The sequence below is a fragment of the Pantoea sp. SGAir0180 genome, assembly GCF_043546245.1.
Genome location: NZ_CP028071.1, coordinates 3,559,457 through 3,571,862 on the forward strand (window position 1 = coordinate 3,559,457; position 12,406 = coordinate 3,571,862).

The following is a 12,406-nucleotide window of genomic DNA, read 5'->3' on the forward strand; positions in this document are numbered from 1 at the left end:
ACAGGCCGAAGCCCGCTACTGAGGGTTACTCGTCTTCCAGCTCGATGTTGATACCCAGCGAGCGAATCTCTTTCAACAGTACGTTGAACGATTCTGGCATGCCAGGTTCCATCTGATGGTTGCCATCCACGATGTTCTTATACATCTTGGTACGGCCGTTAACGTCATCAGACTTAACGGTAAGCATTTCCTGGAGGGTATATGCCGCACCGTATGCTTCCAGTGCCCATACTTCCATCTCACCGAAGCGCTGACCACCGAACTGTGCCTTACCACCCAGCGGCTGCTGAGTAACGAGGCTGTAGGAACCAGTAGAACGTGCGTGCATCTTGTCATCAACCAGGTGGTTGAGTTTCAGCATGTACATATAACCAACGGTTACCTGACGTTCGAACTGCTCACCAGTGCGACCATCAAACAGGGTAATCTGACCGGAAGAAGGCAGACCGCCGAGCTCTAACAGCTCTTTGATTTCGCTCTCTTTCGCACCATCAAACACCGGCGTGGCGATCGGCATACCTTTTTTCAGGTTTTCAGCCAGACGCAGAACTTCGTCATCACTAAAGGTATTCAGGTCAACTTTCTGACGCACATCTGTGCCCAGATCGTAAGCACGCTGGATGAATTCGCGCAGTTTGGCGACTTCTTCCTGCTTCTTCAGCATCGCGTTAATTTTCTCGCCGATACCTTTCGCTGCCATCCCTAAGTGCGTCTCAAGGATCTGACCGATGTTCATACGTGAAGGTACGCCCAGCGGGTTCAGTACGATATCGACCGGCGTACCGTTCTCATCGTAAGGCATGTCTTCGATTGGGTTGATCTTCGAGATAACACCTTTGTTACCGTGACGACCTGCCATCTTATCACCAGGCTGAATCTGACGTTTAACGGCCAGATAAACCTTAACGATTTTCAGCACGCCTGGTGCCAGATCATCGCCTTGTGTGATTTTACGACGCTTGCCTTCGAGTTTTTTCTCAAACTCGTGCTTCAGTTCGTCGTACTGCTCTGCCAGCTGTTCCAGCTGGTTTTGCTTGGCTTCGTCAGTCAGACCCAGTTCCAGCCAACGCTCACGCGGCAGCTTGTCCAGTTTGTCTGCTTCAACGCCACCAGAAATCAGGACAGACTGGATACGGCTGAACAGGCCCGCTTCCAGAATCTGCAGCTCTTCAGACAGGTCTTTCTTCGCCTGCTTCAGCTGCATCTCTTCGATTTCCAGCGCACGTTTGTCTTTTTCCACGCCATCGCGGGTGAAGACCTGAACGTCGATAACCGTACCCGAAACACCGTTAGGCACGCGCAGAGAAGAGTCTTTCACATCAGACGCTTTCTCACCGAAGATCGCACGCAGCAGTTTCTCTTCTGGTGTCAGCTGGGTTTCGCCTTTTGGCGTCACTTTACCAACCAGAATGTCACCACCGGTCACTTCCGCACCGATGTAAACGATACCGGATTCATCCAGTTTAGAGAGTGCAGCCTCACCCACGTTCGGGATGTCAGCGGTAATCTCTTCTGGCCCCAGCTTGGTGTCGCGAGACACACAGGCCAGTTCCTGAATGTGGATGGTCGTGAAGCGATCTTCCTGCACCACGCGCTCGGAGACTAAGATGGAGTCTTCGAAGTTGTAACCGTTCCACGGCATGAACGCGACGCGCATGTTCTGACCCAGCGCCAGTTCACCGAGATCGGTAGACGGACCATCAGCCAGCACATCACCACGCTCAACTGGCTCGCCCAGAGATACACATGGCATCTGGTTGATACAGGTGTTCTGGTTAGAACGGGTGTATTTGGTCAGGTTGTAGATGTCGATGCCCGCTTCGCCCGGATACATTTCGTCTTCGTTAACTTTGATAACGATACGTGATGCATCAACGTACTGAACGGTACCGCCACGTTTCGCCACAGCGGTAACACCGGAGTCAACGGCAACCGCGCGCTCCATACCGGTCCCTACCAGCGGCTTATCGGCACGCAGTGTAGGAACGGCCTGACGTTGCATGTTCGCACCCATCAGGGCGCGGTTAGCATCATCGTGTTCCAGGAACGGGATCAGTGACGCACCGACGGAAACGACCTGTTGGGTCGAAACGTCCATGTAGTCAACCTGATCGCGGCTGAACAGGCTCGATTCACCTTTGCTACGGCAGGTCACCAGGTCATCAACGAACGCACCTTCTTCTGACAGGTTGGTATTCGCCTGAGCGATGACATAGTTACCTTCTTCGATGGCAGACAGGTAATGAATTTCATCGGAAACCACACCGTCGATCACGCGACGATAAGGGGTTTCCAGGAAACCGTACTCGTTCGTCTGCGCATATACAGACAAGGAGTTGATCAGACCGATGTTCGGACCTTCAGGGGTTTCGATTGGGCAGACACGACCGTAGTGCGTTGGGTGTACGTCACGCACTTCGAAGCCGGCACGCTCACGGGTTAAACCACCCGGGCCGAGAGCAGAGATACGACGCTTGTGCGTAATCTCTGACAACGGGTTGTTCTGATCCATAAACTGGGACAGCTGGCTTGAACCAAAGAACTCTTTCACCGCCGCCGAAATAGGCTTGGCGTTGATCATGTCCTGAGGCATCAATGTGTCGAGGTCGCCCAGAGAAAGACGCTCTTTCACTGCACGCTCAACACGGACCAGGCCGACGCGGAACTGGTTTTCCGCCATTTCACCCACTGAACGAATACGACGGTTACCGAGGTGGTCGATATCGTCCACTTCGCCTTTACCGTTACGGATGTCGATCAGCTTTTTCATCACTTCGATGATGTCTTCTTTGCTCAGGATACCTGAACCTTCGATTTCATCACGCAGCAATGAACGGTTGAACTTCATGCGGCCGACAGCAGAAAGATCGTAACGATCTTCAGAGAAGAACAGGTTCTCGAACAGGTTCTCTGCTGCTTCACGCGTAGGTGGCTCACCAGGACGCATCATGCGGTAAATCTCAACCAGCGCGCTCAGGCGATCGTTGGTTGGGTCGACGCGCAGGGTCTCGGAGATATAAGGGCCGTGATCCAGATCGTTGGTGAACAGCGTTTCGATACGTTTGTGACCCGCCTGGCTCAGCTTGGCCAACAGATCCAGCGAAAGCTCCATGTTCGCTGCGATAATCAGTTCACCGGTGTTCTCATCGATATAATCTTTAGAGACCACTTTGCCTGCAATATATTCAACAGGCACTTCAATGTGCTGGATACCGTCTTTTTCGAGCTGACGAATGTGACGCGCAGTGATGCGACGCCCTTTCTCAACGTAGACCGTGCCATTCGATTCGATATCGAAGGTCGCGGTTTCACCACGCAGGCGCTCTGGCACCAGTTCCATCTGCAGCTTGTTGTCACGGATTTCATACACCACTTTCTCGAAGAAGATATCGAGGATTTCAGCAGTGGTGTAATGCAGTGCGCGCAGGATGATACTGGCCGGCAGCTTACGACGACGGTCAATACGGACGAAAAGGTTGTCTTTCGGGTCAAACTCGAAGTCCAGCCATGAACCACGGTAAGGAATGATACGTGCGTTATACAGCACTTTACCCGATGAGTGGGTTTTACCCTTATCGCTGTCAAAGAATACGCCAGGACTACGATGCAGCTGAGAAACGATAACACGCTCAGTACCGTTGATAACAAAGGTACCGTTGTCTGTCATGAGTGGAATTTCACCCATGTAGACTTCTTGTTCTTTAATGTCTTTTACTGTGCCTTCTGGCGCTTCGCGCTCATAGATCACCAGACGCAGTTTGACGCGCAGCGGTGCCGAGTAGGTCACGCCACGGATCTGACATTCTTTCACGTCAAAGACAGGTTCACCTAAGCGATAGCTGACATACTGCAACTCAGAGTTGCCGCTGTAGCTCGCGATAGGGAATACAGAGCGGAAGGCAGCTTCCAGTCCGTACTGACCTTCTGGATCTTGCTCGATAAACTTCTGAAACGAATCAAGCTGGATAGAAAGGAGATAAGGTATGTCCAAAACTTGTGGACGTTTACCAAAATCCTTACGAATACGTTTTTTCTCGGTATAGGAGTAAACCATAGGGTTCCTCAGCTAGCTGACAAGTCGACCCACGCTGTCCGTCCTGACAGGACAGTTCATGCAACACGATTTTGTTTGATTCACGCACTGCCCGGCAGTGTGTGCAATACCTCTTTCTATCACGCTTAAATCATTTCATTGCTTCAGCGTGGGCAGGGAACCCGCACAGGAAAGCAGTATATTAAGTCGTCGATAGAGAAAGATATTGAAGAGCAACAATGGACAAACAGTGCGAAACCCCATTGAGGCCCTGGAGCGCAAAAAGGCTGGTGACCAAAAAGTCACCAGCCATCAGTCTGATATTACTCAGACTGCAACCCGAGGGTTGTCTTACTTAACTTCAACTTCAGCGCCAGCTTCTTTCAGAGCAGCTTCAAGTGCAGCTGCGTCATCTTTGCTGATGCCTTCTTTGATCACGCCAGTTGCTTCAACCAGATCTTTGGCTTCTTTCAGGCCCAGACCAGTTGCGGTACGAACGGCTTTGATTACTGCAACTTTGTTCGCGCCAACAGCTTTCAGGATAACGTCGAATTCAGTTTTCTCTTCAACAGCTTCAGCTGGGCCAGCAGCAACAGCTACAGCAGCAGCAGCAGAAACGCCGAATTTTTCTTCCATAGCAGAAACCAGCTCAACTACTTCCATTACGGACATAGCGGCAACGGCTTCCAGAATTTGGTCTTTAGTGATAGACATAACAATTGTTCCTAAGAATCAGAAAAAGTTTATACGTTAGCAAGTACGAAGAAAAGAGAGGCCTTAAGCCGCTTCTTTTGCATCGCGAACAGCAGCCAGAGTGCGAACCAGTTTGCCGGCAGCGGCTTCTTTCATGGTCGACATCAGACGTGCCAGTGCTTCTTCGTAGGTCGGCAGCGTTGCCAGACGGTCAATATTGGCCGCCGTGATCAGCTCACCTTCAAAGGCTGCAGCTTTGACCTCAAATTTTGCATTCGCTTTCGCGAAATCTTTGAACAGACGAGCAGCAGCGCCCGGGTGTTCCATAGAATATGCAATCAGGGTCGGACCAACAAACGTGTCTTTCAGGCACTCGAACTGAGTACCTTCAACGACGCGGCGCAGCAGGGTGTTACGAACAACACGCATGTAAACGCCAGCTTCACGGCCTGCTTTACGCAGTTCGGTCATTTTATCAACGGTAACGCCACGAGAATCCGCAACAACCGCTGAAAGCGCACCTTTGGCTACTTCGCTGACTTCAGCAACAATCGCTTGTTTGTCTTGAAGATTTAATGCCATTAGCTTTAGCTCCTGGATTTGACCGGGGATGGATTTCCCCGGAACTCACTTCACTTATTCGCCCGAAGGAAAATAAGCGCTATTACACGGTGAGCAGAATCCAGTAAAGAAAAATTCTTTTGGTTCTGTCACCGTCTACGCAGGGTATTAAGCATTACATCCGAAAATGTGCAGCTCCTGCGGTCTTGGACGGAGGCCAGGATAAGGCCTGGCTCCAACCTAAAATTCGGCTGTACATCGTGGCCCAGATTGCCCTGCACTGACAGCCTTTATAAGGCCTGCTGAACACTTTACTGTGTTTCAGGCGACTGACTCAGTCGCTGCGTTCGCACAATCTGACTTACTCACAATGACATCTGCATGAATGCAGAACAACGGGCGTAAGATTCTAGGTGAATTTTTCGCCCGTTTCAAGCAGCAATTAGTTTGCCGCTGCGCTCAGACCAGCCTGGTCAACGGCAACGCCGGCGCCCATGGTGGTAGAGATGCTGACTTTCTTGATATACACGCCTTTCGCCTGAGCAGGTTTTGCTTTTTTCAGCGCAACCAGCAGAGATTCCAGGTTTTCTTTCAGTTTGTCAGCATCGAAGTCCACTTTACCGATGGTAGTGTGGATGATGCCGTTTTTGTCGTTACGATAACGAACCTGACCTGCTTTAGCGTTCTTAACCGCTTCAGCAACGTTCGGGGTTACAGTACCGACTTTCGGGTTTGGCATCAGGCCACGTGGACCCAGAACCTGACCTAACTGGCCAACAACGCGCATTGCATCTGGAGATGCAATAACAACGTCAAAGTTCATTTCGCCTTTCTTGATCTGCTCAGCCAGATCTTCCATACCTACCAGCTCAGCGCCAGCTGCTTTAGCAGCTTCAGCGTTTGCGCCTTGGGTGAAGACGGCTACACGTACAGAACGACCTGTACCGTGTGGCAGAACGGTCGCGCCGCGCACGTTCTGGTCAGATTTACGAGCGTCGATGCCGAGGTTAACAGCAACGTCTACGCTTTCAACGAACTTAGCGGTAGCCAGCTCTTTTAGTAATGCGATTGCTTCAGCAATATCGTACTGCTTAGTCGCGTCAACTTTGTCGCGAATAACGCTCATGCGCTTGGTCAGCTTTGCCATTTCTTAGTCCTCTACTACCAGGCCCATGGAACGAGCAGTACCTTCGATTGAGCGAGTCATCGCTTCAACGTCAGAACCAGTCATGTCCGCAGCTTTAGTTTCTGCGATTTCACGTACCTGAGCACGAGTCACTTTACCGACTTTATCTTTGTTCGGCTTACCAGAACCAGACTTGATGCCCGCTGCTTTTTTCAGCAGAACGGCAGCCGGAGGCGTTTTGGTAATGAAGGTGAAAGAACGGTCGCTGTATACGGTGATAACAACTGGAGTAGGCAGGCCTTTTTCCAGTGATTCTGTTTTGGCGTTAAACGCTTTACAGAATTCCATGATGTTAACACCCTGCTGACCCAGAGCTGGACCAACTGGTGGACTTGGGTTCGCCATACCAGCTGCAACCTGCAGCTTGACGTAGGCTTGTACTTTCTTAGCCATGATAATTCCTCAATTGGGTTATAGCGCCTTTAAAAGGCTCCCCGTGGTAACGATTTACACGCTGTTGCCAGCGCATAAAAACAAAAGGCGCGAAATTATAGTTTAATTTCGCGCCTGCTGCAACAGCCAAATAGTAAAAGAAAGGTTAGCCTTTCTCCACCTGACCGAAATCGAGTTCGACAGGTGTTGCACGTCCAAAGATGGAGACCGAAACAGTCAGACGACTCTTCTCATAATCGACATCTTCGACCACGCCGTTAAAGTCGGCAAACGGACCATCGTTGACGCGTACCATTTCGCCCGGTTCGAACAGCGTTTTCGGACGTGGCTTGTCACCTACCTGCTGCAGGCGGTTCATGATCGCATCAACTTCTTTATCGCTGATTGGCGCAGGGCGGTCAGAAGTACCACCGATGAAACCCATTACGCGTGGCACGCTGCGAACGAGGTGCCAGCTGGCATCATTCATTACCATCTGAACCAGAACGTAGCCTGGGAAGAATTTACGTTCGCTTTTACGGCGTTGACCACCACGGATCTCGACCACTTCTTCAGTCGGCACCATGACGTCGCCAAACAGCTCTTCCATGTTGTGCAATTTGATGTGCTCACGCAGCGACTGTGCTACGCGGCCTTCAAAACCGGAAAACGCCTGCACGACGTACCAGCGTTTTTTTGGAGCTTCAGACATCTCAGAACCTCAGGCCAGTGATAAACGATACCAGACGGACCAGAATGCCATCCAGCCCCCACAAAATCAGTGACATCACGGCAGTGACCGCGGCAACGATTAACGTGGTATGCAGTGTCTCCTGGCGGGTTGGCCAGATAACCTTGCGCATTTCGGTTCTTGCTTCACGTGCAAAGGCTACGGTCGCTTTGCCTTTGGTCGTTAAAAGCGCAATGCCGCCTGCTGCTGCAATCAAAATAACAACAGCCAACGCACGCAGAGGTAACGTCACATCACGATAGAGGTAGTTACCTACGATCGCCGCAAGCAGTAATAAGACTACCACTACCCATTTCAGCGCTTCGAGGCCGCGCCCGCTCCCTTGAGCTTCGGTATTCGCACTCATAAACCAACCTGCCACAATAATTCAGAAACTATTCTGCCCCGCATCGCGAGGCATCCAAACCGAATGAGCTTTTGGGGCGTAACTCGGTATCCAGCGCCGCATAACAGAGCCTGTCTCAGCAATGATTATGGTGCAAAATCACTGATGAGTCAGGTTCTATAAAACAGCGTACAAAAAGGGCATCAAATGATGCCCTTTCCATGTGCATTGCGTCAAATATTATCGATAATTAAGCGATAACTTTGGCAACAACGCCCGCGCCAACGGTACGGCCACCTTCGCGGATTGCGAAGCGCAGACCTTCGTCCATTGCGATTGGGTGGATCAGGGTAACAACCATTTTGATGTTGTCGCCTGGCATAACCATTTCAACGCCTTCTGGCAGCTCTACTGAACCGGTCACGTCAGTGGTACGGAAGTAGAACTGTGGACGGTAGCCCTTGAAGAACGGAGTATGGCGGCCACCTTCGTCTTTAGACAGAACGTAAACTTCTGACTCGAACTTGGTGTGTGGCTTGATGGTGCCTGGCTTCGCCAGAACCTGACCACGCTGGATGTCTTCACGCTTGATACCGCGCAGCAGAACACCACAGTTTTCGCCTGCCTGACCCTGGTCCAGCAGTTTGCGGAACATTTCAACACCGGTACAGGTTGATTTCGCCGTATCTTTGATACCCACGATTTCAACTTCGTCGCCGACTTTAACAACACCGCGCTCAACACGACCGGTTACTACAGTACCACGGCCAGAGATTGAGAATACGTCTTCGATTGGCAGCAGGAACGGCATGTCGATAGCACGAACCGGATCCGGGATGTAGTTGTCCAGGTGGTTAGCCAGCTCAACGATCTTCTCTTCCCACTCTGGGTTGCCTTCCAGCGCTTTCAGTGCTGAACCGCGAACGATTGGAGTATCGTCGCCCGGGAAGTCGTACTGTGACAGCAGGTCACGGACTTCCATCTCAACCAGTTCCAGCAGCTCTTCGTCATCAACCATGTCACACTTGTTCAGGAACACGATGATGTAAGGAACGCCTACCTGACGACCCAGCAGGATGTGCTCACGGGTCTGCGGCATTGGGCCGTCAGTCGCAGCAACAACCAGTATCGCGCCGTCCATCTGCGCAGCACCGGTGATCATGTTTTTCACATAGTCGGCGTGGCCCGGGCAGTCAACGTGTGCATAGTGGCGAGACGGGGTTTCATACTCAACGTGTGCAGTGTTGATGGTGATACCACGTGCTTTTTCTTCAGGGGTGCTGTCGATCTGGTCGAACGCACGCGCCTGGCCGCCGTTGGTTTTAGCCAGAACGGTGGTGATTGCTGCAGTCAGGGTGGTTTTACCGTGGTCAACGTGACCGATGGTGCCCACGTTTACGTGCAGTTTGTTACGTTGAAATTGCTCTTTAGCCATCGCTTGTCCCTCTAAGACACGGATATATCAAAGATATCGTCACATTAACCAGGCATTGCCTGACTGCAAGGAGTTACAGAGAAAATCAGGAGGGAGATAAAGGAAGTGGTGCTGATACCCAGAGTCGAACTGGGGACCTCACCCTTACCAAGGGTGCGCTCTACCAACTGAGCCATATCAGCACATCTGGAGCGGGCAGCGGGAATCGAACCCGCATCATCAGCTTGGAAGGCTGAGGTAATAGCCATTATACGATGCCCGCATCCTGGAACTCGGCTACCTGTTCTTTCTGTAGCTTGTGAATAACAGGGGAAGTCCCCTATTATTCTTAGCCTGCCAGCGAAGCTGGCTGACTTTGACTGAGCTTACACCCAATCTGAATTCAGGGTGAGAAGAAGTGACTCACCTGCCAGATAAACAGGTTGTTTATCTGTTCTCAACCCGAGGGTCGAGATGGTGGTGGGAGAAGGATTCGAACCTTCGAAGTCTGTGACGGCAGATTTACAGTCTGCTCCCTTTGGCCGCTCGGGAATCCCACCTACTTGATGGTGCCGGCTACCGGAATCGAACTGGTGACCTACTGATTACAAGTCAGTTGCTCTACCAACTGAGCTAAGCCGGCATCAAGTGACGCGCATTCTAGGAAGGTCGGCTGAAGGATGCAACAAAAAAATCACTGTTTTTGTTCTATCGCTTACTATTTGTGCAAAGCATCGCAATTTACCCCTATTCTGCAGAAATAACATCCAATTATTGGTCAAATTTTCGCGTCATCTTCTGTCCCTGGATTTGGTCTTCACGATTTCATTCTTTGGTGGATGGCTTTTTTCACGTCCCCTTTTTTTGCTGATCATGCAAAATTCGTCTCGATTGCTTATTTATTGCCCGGTGTTTTCCATCGACAGCCGTTTTTTGTTTGTGGATATCGGTTTGTTTGTGCAAAAACGCCACCACAGGGTAAGCGATGAGTGATGTTAAGTTGACAGGGTTGCAGAGAAAACGTACTGGCACCTAAAGAGGTGGGAATGGACACTGGCACAATACCGCTTTCAATACGCGTGAATCAGGCATTGCTTGTATGCTTTCTATGGCCGACAGCGCTGCTCTGTTCGATTACTGGCCTCACAGGCACGCGAGTGCATGTGTATTGATGTCGACGCGGTGAAGATAAGCGAGGTTGCATATGAACAGGTAATGCCTACGTACAACAGAGAAGTCACATGACACATGAGAACAGCCCGATGCTTGATGTGCAGATTCCACCCTGTCCGCACCGATGACGGCTGCGACCAACTGGAACGCCGCCGAAAGTCATTATGTTTGTCCCTTCTGTTGTCAGAACGCGCTGTGCCTCCCGGTTCAACCTGCATAGAAACCCGGTCAGGCGGATTAAAGCGCTTCTTCTCTCCTTTGGCCCTCAAAAAGCTTAAGCACACCACAAAGCCTGTGGCGGCCTTATGTTGGCAGCAACAGTATTGGGCTGATCTGATGGACACGCCATGCGAGGGCAGAGAAAGGGTCGTGGTAAGGGTTATTCGTCACGGGAAAGAGAGTACAGAAGGTATCCGTGCCTGGGGCAGACTGGTCTCTGAAGGCAATAAAGTGCCTTGTGGACGTTCAGACAAATGACTTGGCGAATGAAAGCACGCCCCAAAACAGTGACGCGCCTGACACGCACCTTATTTGCGGCTTAACGTCCGGCATAAAGTAACAGACAGCCACGGATTCATTGCACGCGCTATCATGAAAGACCCGCTCGTTAACCGGCTACTGGCTGAGTGAACCATACGATAATGAGCGGAGGCCCGTTTACGTGCCCTGATCAGTGCTACCCACCGGGCTGAAGATTTACCTGTCACATCGCATGCTGTAATTACAGAGATCAAGCCTCTTGATCAAGGATTTGTTAAAATTGCGGAGGCGCCGACGAAAGCTTATCCCCGTTTATTTTTTACTTCTTTTAAAAGCTATACTGGTGGTACCCTCCAGCCCATTGTTCTCGTTAATAACTCTGTGACCCGCAATTCATTACGCTACCGTGCCCGAGTAATCTTCGGTGAAAATGTACAGATTGGTTTGAATCTGCAGTCAAATGTATACTTATGGATAAAACGACATCACTCACCACGCCTTATTTACAGTTCACCCGTGAACAATGGGCGTCATTACGCGACTCCGTTCCCATGACGCTGGCAGAGGATGAAATTGCTCAGTTAAAAGGGATAAACGAAGACCTTTCTATTGAAGAGGTGGCCGAAATCTATCTGCCGCTCTCACGCTTGCTGAATTTCTATATAAGTTCGAATGTGCGTCGCCAGGCTGTTCTGGAACAATTTCTGGGCACAGACGGGCAAAAGATCCCTTACATTATCAGTATTGCTGGTAGCGTTGCGGTGGGGAAAAGTACGACTGCCCGCGTTTTACAGGCGCTTCTCAGCCGCTGGCCTGAGCACCGTAAGGTTGAGTTAATTACAACTGATGGCTTCCTTCATCCGAACTCGGTACTAAAAGAGCGCGGTCTCATGAAGAAAAAAGGGTTTCCTCAATCTTATGATATGCATCGGTTAGTTAAGTTTGTGTCAGACCTTAAGTCTGGCGCCCAGCAGGTGACGGCGCCCGTTTATTCCCATCTCATTTATGACGTTATTCCGGATGGGGATAAAGTGGTGCAACAACCCGATATTTTAATTCTGGAAGGCTTAAACGTTCTTCAAAGTGGAATGGATTATCCTCACGATCCGCACCACGTATTTGTTTCTGATTTTGTCGATTTTTCTATCTATGTCGATGCGGAAGAAGATCTTTTACAGCACTGGTATATCAATCGCTTTCTGAAATTTCGCCAAGGCTCTTTCACCGATCCCGACTCTTATTTTCATCATTATGCACAGTTACCTGAAGATGAGGCCATCAAGATCGCGGGATCGCTGTGGAAAGAGATCAACTGGCTGAACCTGAAAGAGAATATTCTTCCTACACGTGAAAGAGCCAGCTTGATTATGACCAAAAGTGGTAATCATGCGGTTGAAAAAGTCCGCCTGAGAAAATAA

9 protein-coding genes and 4 tRNA genes are annotated in these 12,406 nt (G+C 50.5%); 1 reads left to right on the forward strand and 12 read right to left on the reverse strand.

All coding sequences use genetic code 11. From position 1 onward, the window contains the following. Positions 1-25: 25 nt before the first annotated feature. The 12 genes from rpoB to C1N58_RS16745 form a co-directional block, all read right to left on the reverse strand. Complete coding sequence (gene rpoB / locus C1N58_RS16690; protein WP_033737970.1) at positions 26-4,054, reverse strand: DNA-directed RNA polymerase subunit beta; 4,029 nt, start codon at positions 4,052-4,054, stop codon at positions 26-28. 330 nt (positions 4,055-4,384) lie between these two features. Continuing rightward, positions 4,385-4,747, reverse strand: coding sequence for a 50S ribosomal protein L7/L12 (gene rplL, locus C1N58_RS16695; protein ID WP_006121499.1), 363 nt, complete (start codon positions 4,745-4,747; stop codon positions 4,385-4,387). 63 nt (positions 4,748-4,810) lie between these two features. Then, positions 4,811-5,308, reverse strand: a complete 498-nt coding sequence (gene rplJ, locus C1N58_RS16700) for a 50S ribosomal protein L10 (RefSeq protein WP_003848098.1) — start codon at positions 5,306-5,308, stop codon at positions 4,811-4,813. Between the two features lie 421 nt (positions 5,309-5,729). Beyond that, positions 5,730-6,434 (reverse strand): 50S ribosomal protein L1, encoded by a 705-nt coding sequence (gene rplA, locus C1N58_RS16705; protein WP_006121496.1) that lies wholly within the window; start codon positions 6,432-6,434, stop codon positions 5,730-5,732. A 3-nt stretch (positions 6,435-6,437) separates the two neighbouring features. Beyond that, complete coding sequence (rplK, locus tag C1N58_RS16710; RefSeq protein WP_006121495.1) at positions 6,438-6,866, reverse strand: 50S ribosomal protein L11; 429 nt, start codon at positions 6,864-6,866, stop codon at positions 6,438-6,440. A 145-nt stretch (positions 6,867-7,011) separates the two neighbouring features. Next, a complete protein-coding gene (gene nusG, locus C1N58_RS16715) occupies positions 7,012-7,557 on the reverse strand; it encodes a transcription termination/antitermination protein NusG (protein WP_003848088.1) in 546 nt (181 codons plus the stop codon). A gap of 1 nt (position 7,558) precedes the next feature. Then, positions 7,559-7,942, reverse strand: coding sequence for a preprotein translocase subunit SecE (gene secE / locus C1N58_RS16720; RefSeq protein WP_006121494.1), 384 nt, complete (start codon positions 7,940-7,942; stop codon positions 7,559-7,561). A gap of 229 nt (positions 7,943-8,171) precedes the next feature. Continuing rightward, positions 8,172-9,356, reverse strand: coding sequence for an elongation factor Tu (gene tuf, locus C1N58_RS16725; protein ID WP_006120578.1), 1,185 nt, complete (start codon positions 9,354-9,356; stop codon positions 8,172-8,174). A gap of 106 nt (positions 9,357-9,462) precedes the next feature. Next, positions 9,463-9,538 (reverse strand) — tRNA-Thr (locus C1N58_RS16730). Between the two features lie 5 nt (positions 9,539-9,543). Beyond that, positions 9,544-9,618 (reverse strand) — tRNA-Gly (locus C1N58_RS16735). 192 nt (positions 9,619-9,810) lie between these two features. Continuing rightward, positions 9,811-9,895 (reverse strand) — tRNA-Tyr (locus C1N58_RS16740). Positions 9,896-9,902: 7 nt separating this feature from the next. Further along, positions 9,903-9,978, reverse strand: a tRNA-Thr gene (locus C1N58_RS16745). Between the two features lie 1,480 nt (positions 9,979-11,458). On the opposite strand from C1N58_RS16745, the gene coaA reads away from it, so the two are divergent. Beyond that, the gene (coaA, locus tag C1N58_RS16750; RefSeq protein WP_394564354.1) at positions 11,459-12,406 is read left to right on the forward strand and encodes a type I pantothenate kinase; all 948 of its coding nucleotides are present in this window, start codon (positions 11,459-11,461) and stop codon (positions 12,404-12,406) included.

Excerpts from the sequence above, each read along its gene's own strand:
- rpoB (WP_033737970.1), bottom strand. The coding sequence starts at position 4,054 with ATGGTTTACTCCTATACCGAGAAAAAACGTATTCGTAAGGATTTTGGT.
- rplL (WP_006121499.1), bottom strand. The coding sequence starts at position 4,747 with ATGTCTATCACTAAAGACCAAATTCTGGAAGCCGTTGCCGCTATGTCC.
- rplJ (WP_003848098.1), bottom strand. The coding sequence starts at position 5,308 with ATGGCATTAAATCTTCAAGACAAACAAGCGATTGTTGCTGAAGTCAGC.
- rplA (WP_006121496.1), bottom strand. The coding sequence starts at position 6,434 with ATGGCAAAGCTGACCAAGCGCATGAGCGTTATTCGCGACAAAGTTGAC.
- rplK (WP_006121495.1), bottom strand. The coding sequence starts at position 6,866 with ATGGCTAAGAAAGTACAAGCCTACGTCAAGCTGCAGGTTGCAGCTGGT.
- nusG (WP_003848088.1), bottom strand. The coding sequence starts at position 7,557 with ATGTCTGAAGCTCCAAAAAAACGCTGGTACGTCGTGCAGGCGTTTTCC.
- secE (WP_006121494.1), bottom strand. The coding sequence starts at position 7,942 with ATGAGTGCGAATACCGAAGCTCAAGGGAGCGGGCGCGGCCTCGAAGCG.
- tuf (WP_006120578.1), bottom strand. The coding sequence starts at position 9,356 with ATGGCTAAAGAGCAATTTCAACGTAACAAACTGCACGTAAACGTGGGC.
- coaA (WP_394564354.1), top strand. The coding sequence starts at position 11,459 with ATGGATAAAACGACATCACTCACCACGCCTTATTTACAGTTCACCCGT.